We start from the raw sequence: 16,292 nt of genomic DNA on the forward strand, positions 1-16,292 counted from the left end.
ATTAAGGTTCATGAAAATAGCCCTCTGCGCCATCTTAGTGAGCATAAGCTCCCTTACCAAGACTTATGCGCAACGTTTCCAACCCGGTGCTTTTACGCTTACCAACGGTACTACTGGGGAAGGAATGCTTTTCTACAGAGAAGCTGGAGCCTGGGGACCGGCTAAATTGACTGTCAAGAATGAAAGCGGCTCGACGAAATATGAGCCGGGCCTGATTCAAGAATTCCAGCTGGCCGGTCATGCTTACGTACGCGAAGACGCATTTCCATTCAGGGCTGTCTTTGATCGTCGACGCCCCGATCCTATCTTTTTGGAAGTAGTTGAGCAAGGATCAATTGAGCTTTACGCCTACCACTATACCTTTCAAGCTGGCAACTACATCAGCTACATCACGTTGCCAGTCTTACGCAAGCAAGGCTCATCCACTTACGTAGTGCTAAACGTCAACAAGGCCCCCTCCCTGCCTAAGGAAACCCGTGACCCGGAGGACGTGGCTGCCTTGTTTGATCAGGACCCCGAGCTTCAGTACCGCTGCCGTAGCGGCAACGTCACTCCCGAAAACATCGTCAACTACGTGCATTCCTACAACTTGGGGGTAAAGCTTCCTAGTGGTATGAAAGCAACTCAATAACCCCCACATGTCCCGCATTCTCACCGGCATTCAGAGCACCGGCCGCCCCCACCTGGGCAACCTGCTTGGCGCCATCCTTCCGGCCATTGAGCTGTCCAAAAACGCAGCCAACGAGTCCTTGTATTTCATTGCTGATTTGCACTCGCTCACTACCGTGCGGGATGCCGAGCTGCTGCGCCAGAACACCTACGCCGTAGCGGCCGCCTGGCTGGCCTGCGGTTTCGACACGGAGAAAAACCTGTTTTACCGTCAGTCTGATGTGCCCCAGGTGGCAGAGCTGACCTGGTACCTGTCGTGCTTCACGCCCTACCCCATGCTGGCTAACGCTCACTCGTTCAAGGACAAAAGCGACCGGCTCTCGAACGTGAATGCTGGCTTGTTTACCTACCCCGTGCTCATGGCCGCCGATATTCTGCTCTATGACGCGGAGGTAGTGCCCGTGGGCAAAGACCAGATTCAGCACCTGGAAATTACCCGCGACATTGCCGCGGCTTTCAACGGGCGCTACGGCGACACCTTTGTGCTGCCCCAGGCCCGCGTGGATGCCGAGCTGATGACCATACCGGGCCTCGACGGTCAGAAGATGAGCAAGAGCTACGGCAACATCATCGACATCTTTGCCGACGACAAGAGCCTGCTCAAAACCATCCGCAGCATTGTTTCGGACAGTACCCCGCTGGAGGCCCCCAAAAACCCGGACACAGATACCACTTTCAAGCTGTACTCCCTGCTAGCTACGGCCGAGGAAACTGCCGATATGCGCCAGCGCTACGAAGCCGGCGGCTTCGGCTACGGCCACGCCAAAACTGCCCTCTACGAATTGATTGTGCAACGTTTCGCCGCCGAGCGGGAGCAGTTCAATTTCTACAGCAACAACCTGCCCGAGGTAGACCGCAAGCTCGCCGAAGGTGCCCGAAAAGCCCAGGCCTACGGCTCCGAAGTGCTCAACAAAGTGCGCGAGCGAATCGGTTACCTCCGGCGGTAAGACAGTGAGGTAGTAGCTGAGTGAGGTGACATGGCAAGGGCACCGAAGCCATCCGTCCTGCCCACTATGCTACCCCTCTGACATGTGACACGCCCTTGACGCTACCATACGTCAAGGGCGTGTTTCTTTACCAGGTTTGTCACCACGAGAGGTAACATGGCGCCGGCTCCGCCTCACCATAACACCTCACTCAGTCACCACCTCACTATATCAGTAGCTGATGTGTTTTTGCTCGTTGGAGAAGCTGAAACCTACTTTGCTACCGCGGCTAACCTGCTGGTTTTCCAGCTTCTGCTTCACGCTAATTTTTTGGATGTCGTCGAGCGGGGGTGCAATCAGGTCGTTGTTGACGGCGGCAATCATGGCGCTTTCCACAAAAAGCTTCAGCGCGTCTTCCGTAACCAGGTTATCTGACATGTCGTTGTCAGGCAATTCTAGCTGCTGTACGCCTTCCAGAAAGTAGTGCTGGTCGATGTTAATCAGTAGGCGCCCAACCAGGTAACCGGGGTCATTCAGGCGCTGATACTTAATGCTGTCGGCCATGAAGTTATAGGCCATGATGTGCCCAAAAAACCGGCGCCGGAAGTCGTCCTGCACGTATTTGGTAGCCATTGGTCCGTATTCTTCGGGGAAGGTTACGATGTTGGAGTGCAACACGAACACGAGCAAGTCGCCGGAGAAGCGGATGTGAAACTCCATGTCGTTTATCGGTCGGTACTCGATAATGACGGTAGAATCGACGGGGGTAATCTTGCGGCTCAGCTCTACTACCAACTCCTGAGACACCTTGCGCAGTAAATCGAAGGTAGCCAGCGTGTTGCGGTAGATGGCCTGCTTGGCCGACGACTTTTGCTTCAGGCCGTCAAAAATCTGGTCGAGACGGTCGGCGGGCGTAGGAGCCGGCTCGCCGGGCGCGTTGGGGGCATTGCCATCGGTGTTAGGGGCCCCGCTAGAAGTGGCGGTTGGGGCACCGGGCGTACCGTCGTCGGTTTGAGGGGGCGAGGCGAGGATGGGCGTGGTAGGGGGCGTTTCTTCCATGAAAAAGCAAGTCAAAAGGGCTAAACCAGACACGCCCGTAACGAAAAGGCTGCGCGCTGTACGCTGCCAGGTAAGGCCCTATCTACGCAAAACAAGTCCTGCATAGTTCTGGTAACGCTTCGGTTCCTTGCCTCAAGTCGCGCCAATTTCGGCTTACACTCTCCCGTGGTGCTTGTATTTTGGCGCATTTCAGGTCTCGAAAAATTGGGTAATCGAGGGCTTTATACATCTCTACTGGTCCACTTCCGGGGCCGCGCTGTTCAGCATTGGCGGCGGGGGTAGGCGCTCGGCTACTGGCCAAGTAGAACTGCGGAAAGCCACGGTGCGCAAACCCGCGTACGGAAACTCCGGGCTTGGGGGCAGTAGCATGGGTTGGGCTGCCGCTTGCGCCAGGGCCTCCCCCACCGTCCGGACGGCGCCGGCCGGCACCATTCGTTGCTGCAGTTCTCCCAGAAGCTCCGCTCCGGGTACTTCCGCAATGCGCTGGCGCAGCAGCTCCTCCAATTCCGCGCGGTGCGCTACCCGCGCCGCATTGGTGTGAAGTCTAGCATCTTGGGGCCATTCCGGCCGCGAAAGCACGGCGCATAGGTGCTGAAACTGGTGATCGGTGCCCACGGCCAGCAGCAGGCGCACCCCGTCGGCGGCTTGGTACACGGTGCCGTAGGGCACGATGCTGGGGTGGCCGGAGCCCAGCGGCTCGGGGTCGTGGCCCGTAACCAAGGCCGCCGTGGCCTGGTTGGCCAGCGAAGCCAGGGCACTATCCCAGAGCGAAACCTGCACCAAGGCCCCGCGGCCGGTTCGTTCCCGCTGGTAGAGGGCCGTGAGCAGCCCTTCCTTGAGTTGGTGGGCCGTAAGCAAATCAATCAGCGCAACAGGCATTTTCTGGGGTTCCTGACCCGGGCCGGCGGCGTTCAGGTGCATAAACCCGGTTTCAGCCTGCAGCACAGCATCATAGCCAGCACGGCGGGCCGTGGCCCCGTAGCCCGTGATGTGACCGTAAAGCAGGCGCGGGTTCAGGGCCGAGAGAGTGGCGTAATCCACGCCCAGCTTTTCGGCGTCGCCGGGCTTGTAGCTAGCCAGCACGATGTCGGTGGTGACAGCTAGGCGGTGCACTTCGGCGCGGCCGGCGGGGGTAGTCAGGTCCAGGACCCGGCTCTGCTTGCCCCAGTTGGCGCAGGAAAAATACACCGATACGGTAGTGGCAGCCGTTTCGGCCGGCGTGCGCCAGGTGCGGGTGACGTCGCCGGCGGGAGCCTCAATCTTCAAGACCTCAGCTCCCAGCTCGGCTAGGAACTGCCCCACCTGCGGACCGGCCAGCACCGAGGCCAGCTCCAGCACCCGCAGGCCGCTGAGGGGAAGTTCTGCTACGGGCGTCGAAGCCTGCGTGCTACGTGGTTGCCAATCCGTTAGTGCCGCGGCACTTTCTTCATTTGTCATACCAGCAAAGTACGCCCCGATACCTGATTCATTCGAACGGTGGACAACTGCCGCTTACTCTTTCCGGCCCAGCCGCGCAAATACCGGAAACTCCACCAGCCGCTCGTCCGGGCCCCAGCGCTGGGTTAGCTCTTGGGCAATGCGCAATACCGGATCCTGGCCGTGCTGCTGCTCGTACTTCACCACGCTCGACCAGGTGCGCAGGTAGTTCAAAAACCACTCGGCCGACCACTGGCGCTGCACCGTGAACCGGGCGTGCTCCACCCGCGCAAATGGGAACGGCAGCCGGGCATACTCATCGTCGATGTGCCAGCGGTTGGCGTCCCAGTACGGGCGCATAGTGCGGGCGTAAAACTCCCGGATAAGCGGGTCGAGTTCGGGGCTGATGCTCACCAGCCCGTACCCCCACTCCGCCACTACCCCACCCGGCCGCAGCACCCGGGCCACTTCCTCGTTAAACGCCGCCATATCAAACCAATGCACCGCCTGGGCTACCGTTACTAAGTCAAAACTACCGGCCGGAAATGGCGGGTGTTCGGCCGGGGCCTGCTGGTAGCAGATGTTGGGCAGGGCCGGTGCCTGGGCCAGTTGGGCGGCGCTGATGTCGGTGGCTTCTACCTGCCCAAAGTGCCCAGCCAGCACCACCGCTACCTGCCCGTTACCGGTGGCACAATCCCAGGCCCGCTCCCGCCCCGGTACCCGGGGCAGCAACCACTGATACAGCGCCGCTGGGTAGTCAATGCGGTAGCGGGCGTACAGGTCGGCCTGGGTTGAGAAACGGTCGAGCATGGGGCAGTTTTTAGGGGCCGGGTTTTGGTTTGTGGTGGGTGGGCTCTAGTATTGTTACTGAACGGCCGCCTGGCGTTGCTGGTGCCACTACGGCCCGGCGCTTAGGCCTGGCCCCTTCCCCGCGCAATATGACTAACTCTATTCAAACCGGCCTGCTGGCATTCGGCATGTCGGGCCGCATTTTTCACGCCCCCTTCATTCATACCCACCCTGGCTTTGCGCTACGGGCCGTGGTGGAGCGCACCCGCCAGCAGGCAGCCCAGGCGTACCCGGGCGTGCAGAGCTACGGGAGCGTGGCCGAGCTGCTAGCTGATGCGGCCCTGGAGCTGGTCATCATCAACACCCCCAACAACACCCACACTGAGCTGGCCCGACAGGCCCTGCTGGCTGGCAAACACGTGCTCCTCGAAAAGCCCGTGGCCACTACCCCCGCCGAGCTGGACGAGCTGCTGCAGCTGGCCCAGGAACGCGGCCTCCACCTGCTAGCCTACCAGAACCGCCGCTGGGATTCCGACTTCCAGTTGGTACGGCAGGTAGTGGAGAGCGGGCAGCTGGGCCAGCTCACGGAAGTGCACTTTCGCTTCGATCGGTACAAGGCGGCCCTGAACGCCAAGGTGTTCAAGGAAGACCCCACTACCCCCGGCAGCGGCCTTAGCTACGACCTCGGCCCCCACGTGCTCGACCAGGCCCTGAGTTTGTTTGGGTGGCCGGAGCGGGTGCACAAAACCCTGGCCAGCCACCGCCCCGGCTCCCAGGTCGATGATTACTTCCACTTCCATTTGGCCTACCCTGGCGGGCTGAACGTGTTTGTGACGGGTAGTTTGCTGACGGCGGCCCCGGTGCCGGCCTACGTGCTGCACGGCACCCGCGGCTCCTTGCACAAGCAGCGCGCCGACGTGCAGGAAAGCCAGCTTGACCAGGGCCTACTACCCACAGCCGCGCCCTATGGGCAGGAGCCCGCCGGCACGGAAGGCCAGCTGACTTTAATGCACGAAGCCGAAGCCACAACTTCGGCTGTAGCGGCGCCGCGGGGCAACTACAGTGGCTTGTTTGATGCCGTGTACCAGACCATCCGGGAAGGTGAGCCGTTTCCGGTGCGAGCGGAGGAGCTACGCTGGCAGTTGGAAATTCTGGCGGGGCCGGCCGCCTAACCAGGCCCGGCTTGCCACCGCTACCCAAAGCCCAACGGCAGGGCACGAATTCCTCCTATCTTTGTTAGCATTACACAAGCGGTTTGCTGACCGGACAACAAGGTCAGCCATTTCATCATCCTAATTCGCTGAACCTTGAAGTTTCACGATTTTAACCTCCACGACGACCTGCTGGCCGGCGTGGACGCCATGAATTACCAGAATGCCACGCCCATTCAGGAGCAGGCCATTCCCCGCATTCTCGAAGGCAAAGACCTGATAGCCTGCGCCCAAACCGGCACCGGCAAAACGGCCGCCTACCTGCTGCCCCTACTCGATAAGATTTCACACGCCAAGCACGGCACTACCTCCACCTTGGTGCTGGTTCCCACCCGTGAGCTGGCCACTCAGATTGATGAGCAGGTAACTGGCTTCGGCTACTTTGTAGAGGCCAGCTCCATTGCCATTTACGGCGGGGGCAAAAGCGAAGGCTGGGAACAGCAGAAGCGCGCCCTAACCTCCGGCGCCGACATCATCATTGCTACCCCCGGCCGCCTCATTGCCCACATGCAAATGGGCTACGTCAAGTTCGAGGACCTGAAGTATTTGGTGCTCGATGAGGCCGACAAGATGATGGACATGGGTTTCTCCGATGACATCCTCAACATTGTGCGGCAGCTGCCCAAGGAGCGCCAGACCTTGCTGTTCTCGGCCACCATGCCCAACAAAATCCGGGAGTTCTCGCAGCAGATTCTAAATCAGCCCGAGGAAATCCGTCTGGCCGTATCCAAGCCCGCCGCCGGCATCGACCAGCAATTCTACCTGGCCTTCGACCGCCAGAAGATTTACCTGCTGGAGCACATCATCAAAACCCAGGATGTGCAGAGCATGGTGCTATTTACCTCGCAGAAAGCGGCCGTGGGCGGCATTGTGCGGGCCATCAACAAGCTCGGCATCGAGGCTCGCGGCATCTCCTCCGACCGCACCCAGGAGGAGCGGGAGGAAATCATGCGCGCCTTCAAAAACAAGCAATTCCCCATTCTGGTAGCTACCGACGTACTCAGCCGCGGCATTGATATTGACTCCTTGAGCCACGTGGTAAACTACGACATTCCGCGCGCCGCCGAGGATTACGTGCACCGCATCGGCCGCACGGCCCGCGCCGCTACCAAAGGCACGGCCATTACCTTCATTTCGGACCAGGACCAGGACCGGGTGGTGAAGATTGAAAAGCTGATTGAGCGGGAAATCGAGAAAAAGAATATCACCGAAGAGCTCGGCTTGGGTGAAGCGCCGGAGTTCGACCCAAAACGTTTCAGCGGCCTGCGCGGTAAAGTTGGTGGCCGGCCGGAGCGCGGGGGACGTAGCGGGGGCTCTGGTGGCGGCCGCGACCGTGGCCCCCGCCCCGAAGGTGAGCGAGGCCCGCGCGGCGAAGGTGGCCGCAGTGGCCGTGGCGCGCACCCAGGCCGCGGTGATGGCAAACCCGATGCCCAGCAGCAAGAGCGTATTGCCAAAGCCCAGGCAGCCCTAGCGGCCCTGGATGCCGGCCAAGCCCCCGCCCAGCCCTACCAGCGCCCACCCCGCGAAGACCGTCCCGAAGGCAGCGAGAGCCGCCCCCGCCGGGAGCCGCGCCCCCCACGGCCGGAAGGCGAAGCTCGTCCGCCCCGCGAACCACGTGCCCCTCGTCCCGAGGGCGAAGTAAGCACCGAGCCGCGCGCTGAAGGCGAGAAACCGGAAGGCCAGCGCCGCCGCAAGCGGGGCGGCCGCAACCGCAGTGGCCGTGGCCCCCGCCCAGAAGGTGGCGCCGCCGAGGCCACAGTGGTTGCCCCAGCAGCTCCCAGCGCCGAATAAAGAATTAAGCTTAATAAGAAAAGCCCCCATTGCAGCTGCAACGGGGGCTTTTGTTTTTGCCAGAACAGACTACTACGTTTCCTTGGACATATGCAATAAATAAAAAGAACGTCATGTCGAGTCCGGCGAGACATCTCGCGTGCTGACGTTGAAATAGCTCTCCATAGTCAGCACGCGAGATTCCTCGCTGCACTCGGAATGACGTTTTTATCTATAATCTATACTTTACAGACAATGTACTACTATAGCACTACCACACAGAAACCCTACCCTTGCAGCAATTGCAGATACTGAGCCGGCACCTCCTCTGTCAGCCATACGCCATTATCAGCCTGATAAAATGAGTGGCCATCGGCGTGCATGCGGGCGGCCTCTACTGCAAACACTACTGGCTGGCCGTGGCGGCTGCCTACCTGCCGGGCAGTGGCTATATCGGCGCTTAGGTGTACGTGCTGGCGGCTCATTTTCTGAAGTCCATTCTGCTGGATAGAAGCCTGGTGCCGGGTGGCGGTGCCGTGGTACAGCACAGTAGGCGGCGTTACGGGCGAGTAGCCCAGCGCTACCTCCACCGAGTGGCCCTGGCTGGCCCGGATGCGCTGTTGATCCTCGGAGAAACGAAAACGCTGCTTGGCATTGGTTTCCACAATGTACTGCAGGTTTTCGCGGGTGAGCGGCACCTGGTGCGCCTTGGCCTGAGCCAGCAACGTATCAACTTCAACCCAGCCCTGCGCCTCCAGCGTCAGGCCCAAGTGAGCTGGGTTGTGGCGCAGCACCAGGCTGAGCAACTTGCTAAGGCGGGTGGCTTCTTTTTCGGAGAGCATTGTTTGTTTAGATCTGATGGAGGAGGCTACACCACGCTCAGGCCTGCACTCGCTAGGCGCTGAACAGGCAATCCAAACCGCCATCGACTAGATTACCTACCAGGACGTCAGCGCGCGGCTCAACTACTGCGGTACCACGTACATCGTTCTTAAACCGGCTATAGCTTATATAATGAAATTGCAGGTGTATTATTCATGATTCTTGTATACATAGAAATCTATTTTGTTATAAGTGGAGTATTTCCTAGGATTATCAGTTGTAATTTTCTTTCCATCGTAATCAATTCTTGATTCGTCAAACCCTTTACTGACCAATAATTCTTTATAGTTTAATCCAACAGACCTCGCTATTCTATAGGTCCAACTTCCGGGTAGTGGGTAATGAACCAATATCTTCATATTATTATCTTTATTAGACAAAATAGATTTTACTGTACAAGTAACTAAATCAACAGAGTCGATTATTGCTTTTTCCGATTCCATATGCATAGTATTATTCATGTTGATTATATAACCATTATCTATATCTGATTTCTTAGATACTCTATTGTTACTAGAGTTTACACGATGACAATTTGTTGCTAATAACAGCAATAAGATAAGTGAGTGAGTCTTACTTGTCATGGAGTAAGCTGTGATGTGCTATAATAAATTTAAACGACAAAGCTGGGTTTAGTAAGCCTAGGGTTAGGAGCTTGCTAAGGCGGGTGGCTTCTTTTTCGGAGAGCGTCGTTTGTTATATCGACCGACTGCCTATTAGGCCAACACTTATTCAATGGCTTATTCGCCCATCATTGAGCTTATCGAATAGTAGTGTCAGCGTTTCTATTTGTTTCTGCAGTGCCACTATATCGGTGTGTTGGCAGGTATCTATTGTAACCTGTATGATTCTCAGTATGGCCTCAATTGCCTTCTGCTCAGGCTGAAGGTCTACTGAATCAGTTTGCAGGGCGGCTAGCATAGTTGCTACTTCCAACCTCCATTCTGTTAATGAGTAGCCACCATTTGGGCCACCCCAAACTTCGTCGGCCTCCTCTTCATCCTGCCCATCATCTTCCCACCGACAAATTGTGCAGATTTCCCAAGAATTACGCTCACCCAAGGTGGGGTAGCCACAAGCGGGGCAGGTGCTATCTAGTTGAACTTCTCTGCCTTTCTGAAACGACGTTTGTAGATAAGCCAAGAAGTTTTTCTTGAAAATTGCCGCCGCTGCTGAAGCTGTACAAGCACTTCATGCTGTGTAATTCCCACAACCACTTACAACACCTGTCCTACCCCGAACAGCAGGGTAAACACCAACGTGGTGAGGGCCATTTGCTTGAGCAGCGGGTCGAGCTGCATGGACTCCTGGCGCTGCCATACCTGGGTAGCGTTGCGCAACAGCAGCGGGGCCGCCAGCAGAAACAGCCACTGCCAGGGCGAGTGGTAGGTAAGGGCCACGTAGACCACGGCGCAGCCAACACCGAGCAGCAGCAACAGCCAATGGTAGCGCCGGGCGTGTACCGGCCCCAGGCGCACCGGAATCGTGATTTTGCCGGCTAGCTCGTCGGAGCGGATGTCGCGGATGTTGTTGACGTTGAGCACGGCCGTGGCAAAGCAGCCCAGGGCGGCGGCCGGCAGCAGCACCGGCAGCGGCAAGGCCTGCGTCCAGACTTCCACCTGGCTGTAAGCCTGCAAAAAATACGTGCCGCACACTCCTACTATGCCGAAAAAGATGAATACCGACAAGTCACCGAGGCCGGCGTAGCCGTAGGGCTTGGCGCCGGCCGTATAATTTACGGCGGCCCAAATGGCGGACAGGCCCAGCACAAAGAAGGCCAGGAAAACCCAGGCGCCGGCCGTACCCAGGGCTACCCACAGCAGCAGCAAGCCACTCAGCAAGGAGAGCAGCCCGAACACGCCCATGCCCTTTTTCATCTGCTGGGGGCTGATGGCCCCGCTTTGCACTGCCCGTTGCGGCCCCTCGCGATGCACGCTGTCGGCCCCGTTCTGCGAGTCGCCGTAGTCGTTGGCAAGGTTGCTGAGAATCTGGAGCAGAATGGTGGTGAGGGCCGCCAGCCCAACCACCGCGCCGCGGAACTGCCCGTGGCTAGCCGCCAGAAACCCGCCTGCCATAATGCTGGCTAGGGCCAGCGGCAAGGTGCGGGGCCGAAAGGCGGAAAGCCAGGCTTTGGCTGGGCTCGTGGGGGTAGCAGACGCGGCCGAGGAAGAAGATGCCATAAGTGGAAAGCAGAATCGGGTGCTTTTGAAGTGTGCGCCTCTACCTACACGGTTTCAAGGGCGGCAATCCGGGCGGCGGTCAGCTCGTTGAAGTGCCCCACTACCAGATCAGCGTGGCTCAGGTCTTGGAGCGGGGAATGCGCACTGTTGTAGCCGATGCAATACAGGCCGGCGGCTTTGGCGGCCGTTACGCCGTTGGCAGAATCCTCAATGACTACGCACTCCGCCTGGGGCGCATGCGAGAGGGAAGCCGCGTGCATGAAAATGGCCGGGTCGGGCTTGGAGCGCGGAAAGTCCTCGCCGCTAACAAGGTGGGAGAAATACGGGCCCAGCGCGAACCGCCGCATTACCCGGTCGATGGTGGAGTGGGACGCGGAAGAGGCCAGGATCAGCTGCAGGCCGTGCGCGTGCAGATCTTCAATGAGGGCGCGTACCCCCTCCAGCAGGTCTAGGTCGGGTTTTTCGTCGAAGGCCCGGTTAAAGAACTCCCGCTTCATCATCACCAGCTCTTCTACCGGCTGGCCCAGGTGGTGCTTGTCCTTGAGGTGCTGGTACACATTCTTGGTGGAGCGGCCCGTGAAGGTGGCATACTCCGCGTCCGAAACCGCAATGCCCAGCTCCTCAAAATGGCAGTAGTAGGCATACCGGTGCACCGGCTCCGTATCTACAATTACTCCATCCATGTCAAAAATAACGGTGCGTACCATGCGGGCAGAGGTTAGTTATGAGCGCGAAGGTAGGAAACCTGCTACCTTCGGGCCGAAAAAAGCAGCCTGCTCCGCCGTGCCACCAAAAGCACAAGCGGGGCAGGCTGCCGCACTGGGTTAGGGTAGCTATTACTTCAGAATGGCCGCTACCAGCTCCTCGCTCATAGGCTTTACCTTGGAGGGGTAAAACGCCACCACGTGGCCGGTTTCATCTACCAGATACTTGCAAAAATTCCAGTTCGGGGCATCGGCTACGGCCCCGTTCTTGGCTTTGTCGGCCAGAAACTTATAGAGCGGGGCCGTGTCGGCGCCCTTTACCGAAACCTTGCTGAACAGCGGGAAGGTAACGCCGTAGTTTTTCTCGCAGAATGCGGCAATCTGGGCTTCCGTGCCGGGCTCCTGGCCGCCGAAGTTGTTGGCCGGAAAACCCAGCACCACTACCTTGTCGCCGTGCTTTTGGTAGAGCTCCTCCAGCTCCTTGTACTGCGGCGTGTAGCCGCACTCCGAGGCCGTATTCACGATGAGCAGCTTTTTGCCTTTATATTGACTGAGCTTTACGTCTTTACCGTCAATGCTTTTTACGGTGAAGTCGTACACGGTGCCGGTAGCCGGGGCGGTGGTTTCGGGGGTCATGGCGGAGGTAGGAGGCGAAGTGAAGTTGCAGGAAAAGCCGGCCGCGGCCAGCAGCCCCGACAGGAGCAAAGCTTTCATGGGAATTAAGGAAAAAGAGTCAGCAAGCAACCGGCGGCCCGGCGCAATGTTCAGGCCCTGGTCAGAAACGAAGGTACACGTTGCAGCGAGTTGTTTTTCGCCCCCGCCGGCTGCCACTGCTAAAAAGGCCCTACTTTTACACATAGTTGCGTCCTCATTCCGCACTTTCTGTTATGCGTAAGACTCTCCATTCTGTCATTACCGGAACAGGCAGCTACCTCCCCTCGCGCGTTGTTAAAAATGAGGAGTTCATCTCTTCCACGTTCTTTGATGCCACCGGCACGCTGCTTCCCAAGTCGGGGGCGGAAATTGTGGAACGGTTTGCGCAAATCACTGACATCCAGGAACGCCGCTACGTCACCGACGACCAAGTAACTTCTGACATTGCCTTTCTGGCCGCCCAGGACGCGCTGCAATCGTGCGGGGCCGACCCAGAGCAGCTGGACTATATTTTGGTGGCTCACAACTTCGGCGACGTCAGCGCCACGAACAAGCGCTCCGACTTCGTCCCGAGCTTGGCGGCCCGGGTCAAGCACAAGCTGGGCATTGAAAACCCGCAAACCATTGCCTACGACCTCCCGTTCGGGTGTCCCGGCTGGCTGCAAGCCCTCATTCAGGCCGACTACTACCTGCGCTCCGGCGACGCCCGCCGCGTGCTGGTCATTGGGGCCGAGGTGCTTTCGCGCGTCTGCGACCCCCACGACCGGGACAGTATGCTCTACGCGGATGGGGCCGGAGCCGTGCTGCTGGAAGCCCGCGAAAGCGACGAACCGGTGGGCATCCTGTGCCACAGCACCCGCTCCGATACCGTGCAGGCGGCCCATCTGCTGCGCATGGGCGCTTCCTATAACCCGGCCTACGAGGGTCAGGAGCTGTTTCTGAAAATGGAAGGCCGCAAGCTCTACGAGTACGCCCTCAAAACCGTGCCCCAGGCCATCAAAGACTGCCTCGACAAAGCCGGCCTACCCCTGGCGGCCATGCACAAACTGCTGCTGCACCAGGCCAACGGCAAAATGGACGATGCCATTCTCAAGCGCCTCTACAACCTGTATGGCGAGGCCACCATTCCAGAAGAAGTCATGCCCATGACCATTTCCTGGCTGGGCAACTCGTCGGTGGCTACCCTACCTACCCTCTTTGACTTGTTGGTAAAGCGCCAGCTCAACGGCAACGAAATCACCCCAGGCCAAACCATCGTATTTGCCTCCGTGGGGGCCGGCATGAACTGCAACGCCGTGGTGTACCGCATGCCGGAATAATCTTGCTTACCATGAAAAGCCCGGCCCGCATCAAGCGCAGGTCGGGCTTTTTGGGCAATAGCAGGTTGTATTGGCTGCGGCGCACCCCGGTGCAAGCCAGTTAGGTAGTGCGTGAGGTTAGCCACTTTTCCAGGTTCAGGGGCTGGTACGTGAGCATGGCGTCGAGCAGGACGTTCGGGTTAGGGTTGCTCAGAAGCTGGTTGCGGTTTTCGCGGCGCAGCAAGCCTTCGTCGGCCATGTGGTCGAGGGCGCGGAGCAGGTGGTCGTAGTAGCCCGCCACGTTGAGCACGCCAATGGGCTTGCGGTGCAGGCCCAGTTGGCCCCAGGTCAGGACCTCAAACAGCTCTTCCAGGGTGCCGTAGCCGCCGGGCATGGCCACAAAACCTTCCGCCAGGTCGGCCATCAGCAGCTTGCGCTCGTGCATGCTCTTGACGATGTGCAACTCCGTGACGCCCCGATGCTCTACTTCTTTTTCCACCAGAAAATCGGGAATTACCCCGATTACCTTGCCGCCGTGGGCCAGGGCACTGTCGGCTACGGCGCCCATGAGGCCCACGCGGCCGCCGCCGTACACCAGCGTCATATCCCGCTCGGCCAGGGCCCGACCCATAGCCTGGGCCTGCTGGGTGAATAATTCGTTGGTGCCGCTGCTGGCACCGCAATACACGGCTACGCTTTTCATAGGCTGCTGGTGAGGTAGCATACGCTTCTCACTTAATGTTGATGACAAAAGAAAAACAGCAGCACCACCCGTAGTGGGCGGTGCTGCTGGTGAGGATAAGAACGTTATGTCAAACGGCGCGAGGCATCCGGCGAGCCGACACTATAGTGCTGTGGCAAACTATGCCGCTCCGCTAGCCTTGATAGTGAACATTACATCCGCTCGGGCACCTGGATGCCGAGCAGGCCCATGCTGGTTTTGATGGCCTGCGCCGTTTGGGCCGACAGGGCAATGCGGAAGGCCTTTTTGGTGGCATCGGCCTCCCGGAAGATTTCCACTTCGGTGTACACCCGGTTGTACGCCTTGGCTACGTCGTAGGCGTACTGGGCCACCAGGGCCGGCGACTGGGTGCGGGCGGCTTCGGTTACGACGGCGGGGTAGCGGCCCAGCTCCTGCACCAGTTCCCGCTCGGTGTCGTGCAGCTCAGTGAGGCTCGCGAGGGAGGCGTCTTCGGCAATGCCCAGCTCGGCGGCCTTGCGGCGGATGGCCGAAATCCGGGCGTGGGAGTACTGAATGAATGGGCCGGTGTGACCTTCCAGGCTCACGGACTCTTCGGGGTTGAAGAGCATGCGCTTCTTGGGGTCGACCTTCAGCAGGTAGTACTTCAGGGCGCCCAGGCCCAGCATGTGGTAGAGCTCAGCGGCCTGCTCGTCGGTGAGGCCTTCGGTTTTGCCTTTTTCCAGGGTAGCGGCCTGGGCGGCGGTTACTACCTCGCGCACCAGCTCGTCAGCATCCACGACGGTGCCTTCCCGGCTTTTCATCTTGCCCGAGGGCAGGTCCACCATGCCGTAGCTGAGGTGGTAAATGGCGTCGGCGTAGGGCTTGTCGAGCTTTTTGAGCACGGCCTTGAGCACCTGCATGTGGTAGTTCTGCTCGTCGGCAATGACGTAGACGGAGAGGTCGTAGTTGAAGTCCTGGTACTTGAGCTCGGCCGTGCCTAGGTCTTGGGTGATGTACACGCTGGTACCGTCGGCGCGCAGCAGCAGCTTTTCGTCGAGGCCTTCTTCCTTGAGGTCCACCCACACCGAGCCATCTTCCTTCCGGAAAAACACGCCTTTCTGCAGGCCTTCCTCTACCCGCTCCTTGCCCAGCAGGTAAGTGCCCGACTCGTAGTAGTACTTATCAAAATCGACGCCGATGGTCTGGTAGGTTTCGTTGAAGCCCTCATACACCCAGCCGTTCATTTGCTTCCAGAGACTTACCACCGCCTCGTCGTTGGCTTCCCAGGCGCGCAGCATATCCTGGGCCTCCAGCATCATCGGGGCCTGGCGCTTGGCTACGTCGGCGGCAACACCTTCGGCTTCGAGCTGGCGCACCTGCTCGCGGTAATGCTTTTCAAACAGCACGTAGTACTTGCCAATCAGATGGTCGCCTTTGATACCAGCCTGCTGGGGGGTTTCACCGTTGCCATACTGCTGATAGGCCAGCATGGACTTGCAGATGTGGATGCCCCGGTCGTTGACCAAGTTCACCTTGTTAACGGTAGCACCGGTCGCCTTCAAAATTTCGGCCACGGAGTAGCCCAGAAAGTTGTTGCGCAGGTGACCCAGGTGCAGGGGCTTGTTGGTATTGGGCGAGGAATACTCCACCACCACGTTCTGGGGGCCGCCGGTTTCCACGGGTGAGCCGGCCGGCAGCTGGCGCAGCCGGTCGAATAGCGCTACCCAGGCCGTATCAGCAATTTCTAGGTTCAGAAAGCCCTTCACCACGTTGTAGCCTTTCACCAGGGGCTCGTTCTGCACCAGCCACTCGCCAATGCCCTGCCCGATTTGCTCAGGGCCTTTACCCAGGGTTTTGGTGAAGGGAAACGTGACGAGCGTAAACTGGCCGGCAAACTCCTTGCGCGTGGGCTGCAACGTAAGCTGGGGCGAGGCTACCTCGGCGTCAAATACATTTTTAATAGCGGCGCCGAGGGCCGCCTTGAGGGTTTGTTCGAGTTGTTGCACGGAAAGCGAATCGCTTAAAAGAAGCCGGATACTAGGCTTCCGGAAG

General features: G+C 58.9%; 15 protein-coding genes. 5 read left to right on the forward strand and 10 right to left on the reverse strand.

The window, feature by feature from the left end; genetic code table 11:
* The first annotated feature begins 10 nt into the window (after positions 1-10).
* Complete coding sequence (locus MWH26_RS12095) at positions 11-631, forward strand: hypothetical protein (RefSeq protein ID WP_247974493.1); 621 nt, start codon at positions 11-13, stop codon at positions 629-631.
* 7 nt (positions 632-638) lie between these two features.
* On the forward strand, positions 639-1,616 hold the full coding sequence (trpS, locus tag MWH26_RS12100; RefSeq protein WP_247974494.1) for a tryptophan--tRNA ligase: 978 nt from the start codon (positions 639-641) through the stop codon (positions 1,614-1,616).
* 210 nt (positions 1,617-1,826) lie between these two features.
* On the opposite strand, the gene MWH26_RS12105 is transcribed toward trpS, so the two are convergent.
* The 3 genes from MWH26_RS12105 to MWH26_RS12115 form a co-directional block, all read right to left on the reverse strand.
* On the reverse strand, positions 1,827-2,654 hold the full coding sequence (locus MWH26_RS12105) for a hypothetical protein (RefSeq protein WP_247974495.1): 828 nt from the start codon (positions 2,652-2,654) through the stop codon (positions 1,827-1,829).
* A 231-nt stretch (positions 2,655-2,885) separates the two neighbouring features.
* Positions 2,886-4,091, reverse strand: a complete 1,206-nt coding sequence (locus MWH26_RS12110; RefSeq protein WP_247974496.1) for a CaiB/BaiF CoA transferase family protein — start codon at positions 4,089-4,091, stop codon at positions 2,886-2,888.
* Positions 4,092-4,145: 54 nt separating this feature from the next.
* Positions 4,146-4,880: a class I SAM-dependent methyltransferase gene (locus MWH26_RS12115; RefSeq protein ID WP_247974497.1), complete on the reverse strand. Its 735-nt coding sequence runs from the start codon at positions 4,878-4,880 to the stop codon at positions 4,146-4,148.
* Positions 4,881-5,008: 128 nt separating this feature from the next.
* Here MWH26_RS12115 and MWH26_RS12120 point away from each other — a divergent pair, with 128 nt between their 5' ends.
* Both MWH26_RS12120 and MWH26_RS12125 read left to right on the forward strand, forming a co-directional pair.
* Positions 5,009-6,031 (forward strand): Gfo/Idh/MocA family protein, encoded by a 1,023-nt coding sequence (locus MWH26_RS12120; RefSeq protein ID WP_247974498.1) that lies wholly within the window; start codon positions 5,009-5,011, stop codon positions 6,029-6,031.
* A 189-nt stretch (positions 6,032-6,220) separates the two neighbouring features.
* Entirely contained in the window at positions 6,221-7,861 is a 1,641-nt protein-coding gene (locus tag MWH26_RS12125; RefSeq protein ID WP_247977091.1) for a DEAD/DEAH box helicase, read from the forward strand.
* 266 nt (positions 7,862-8,127) lie between these two features.
* On the opposite strand, the gene MWH26_RS12130 is transcribed toward MWH26_RS12125, so the two are convergent.
* The 5 genes from MWH26_RS12130 to MWH26_RS12145 form a co-directional block, all read right to left on the reverse strand.
* Positions 8,128-8,682: an RNA 2'-phosphotransferase gene (locus MWH26_RS12130; RefSeq protein WP_247974499.1), complete on the reverse strand. Its 555-nt coding sequence runs from the start codon at positions 8,680-8,682 to the stop codon at positions 8,128-8,130.
* A gap of 772 nt (positions 8,683-9,454) precedes the next feature.
* Positions 9,455-9,865, reverse strand: a complete 411-nt coding sequence (locus tag MWH26_RS20265) for a CPCC family cysteine-rich protein (protein ID WP_375374016.1) — start codon at positions 9,863-9,865, stop codon at positions 9,455-9,457.
* A 74-nt stretch (positions 9,866-9,939) separates the two neighbouring features.
* Entirely contained in the window at positions 9,940-10,902 is a 963-nt protein-coding gene (locus tag MWH26_RS12135) for a 1,4-dihydroxy-2-naphthoate polyprenyltransferase (protein WP_247974500.1), read from the reverse strand.
* 44 nt (positions 10,903-10,946) lie between these two features.
* Positions 10,947-11,609, reverse strand: a complete 663-nt coding sequence (locus MWH26_RS12140) for an HAD family hydrolase (protein ID WP_247974501.1) — start codon at positions 11,607-11,609, stop codon at positions 10,947-10,949.
* Between the two features lie 129 nt (positions 11,610-11,738).
* The gene (locus tag MWH26_RS12145; RefSeq protein WP_375374017.1) at positions 11,739-12,320 is read right to left on the reverse strand and encodes a glutathione peroxidase; all 582 of its coding nucleotides are present in this window, start codon (positions 12,318-12,320) and stop codon (positions 11,739-11,741) included.
* Positions 12,321-12,493: 173 nt separating this feature from the next.
* On the opposite strand from MWH26_RS12145, the gene MWH26_RS12150 reads away from it, so the two are divergent.
* Complete coding sequence (locus tag MWH26_RS12150; RefSeq protein WP_247974502.1) at positions 12,494-13,579, forward strand: 3-oxoacyl-ACP synthase III family protein; 1,086 nt, start codon at positions 12,494-12,496, stop codon at positions 13,577-13,579.
* A 100-nt stretch (positions 13,580-13,679) separates the two neighbouring features.
* On the opposite strand, the gene MWH26_RS12155 is transcribed toward MWH26_RS12150, so the two are convergent.
* On the reverse strand, positions 13,680-14,261 hold the full coding sequence (locus MWH26_RS12155) for an LOG family protein (protein ID WP_247974503.1): 582 nt from the start codon (positions 14,259-14,261) through the stop codon (positions 13,680-13,682).
* 191 nt (positions 14,262-14,452) lie between these two features.
* Entirely contained in the window at positions 14,453-16,246 is a 1,794-nt protein-coding gene (gene argS / locus MWH26_RS12160; RefSeq protein ID WP_247974504.1) for an arginine--tRNA ligase, read from the reverse strand.
* Between the last annotated feature and the right edge of the window lie 46 nt (positions 16,247-16,292).

The organism is Hymenobacter sublimis (assembly GCF_023101345.1).
GTDB lineage: Bacteria > Bacteroidota > Bacteroidia > Cytophagales > Hymenobacteraceae > Hymenobacter > Hymenobacter sublimis.

Bases quoted from the DNA above. Each gene is read 5' to 3' on its own strand.
- MWH26_RS12140 (WP_247974501.1), bottom strand. From the start codon at position 11,609: ATGGTACGCACCGTTATTTTTGACATGGATGGAGTAATTGTAGATACG.
- MWH26_RS12095 (WP_247974493.1), top strand. From the start codon at position 11: ATGAAAATAGCCCTCTGCGCCATCTTAGTGAGCATAAGCTCCCTTACC.
- MWH26_RS12105 (WP_247974495.1), bottom strand. From the start codon at position 2,654: ATGGAAGAAACGCCCCCTACCACGCCCATCCTCGCCTCGCCCCCTCAA.
- MWH26_RS12115 (WP_247974497.1), bottom strand. From the start codon at position 4,880: ATGCTCGACCGTTTCTCAACCCAGGCCGACCTGTACGCCCGCTACCGC.
- MWH26_RS12150 (WP_247974502.1), top strand. From the start codon at position 12,494: ATGCGTAAGACTCTCCATTCTGTCATTACCGGAACAGGCAGCTACCTC.
- MWH26_RS12130 (WP_247974499.1), bottom strand. From the start codon at position 8,682: ATGCTCTCCGAAAAAGAAGCCACCCGCCTTAGCAAGTTGCTCAGCCTG.
- MWH26_RS12110 (WP_247974496.1), bottom strand. From the start codon at position 4,091: ATGACAAATGAAGAAAGTGCCGCGGCACTAACGGATTGGCAACCACGT.
- MWH26_RS12125 (WP_247977091.1), top strand. From the start codon at position 6,221: ATGAATTACCAGAATGCCACGCCCATTCAGGAGCAGGCCATTCCCCGC.
- MWH26_RS12145 (WP_375374017.1), bottom strand. From the start codon at position 12,320: ATGAAAGCTTTGCTCCTGTCGGGGCTGCTGGCCGCGGCCGGCTTTTCC.
- trpS (WP_247974494.1), top strand. From the start codon at position 639: ATGTCCCGCATTCTCACCGGCATTCAGAGCACCGGCCGCCCCCACCTG.
- MWH26_RS12155 (WP_247974503.1), bottom strand. From the start codon at position 14,261: ATGAAAAGCGTAGCCGTGTATTGCGGTGCCAGCAGCGGCACCAACGAA.
- MWH26_RS12120 (WP_247974498.1), top strand. From the start codon at position 5,009: ATGACTAACTCTATTCAAACCGGCCTGCTGGCATTCGGCATGTCGGGC.
- MWH26_RS12135 (WP_247974500.1), bottom strand. From the start codon at position 10,902: ATGGCATCTTCTTCCTCGGCCGCGTCTGCTACCCCCACGAGCCCAGCC.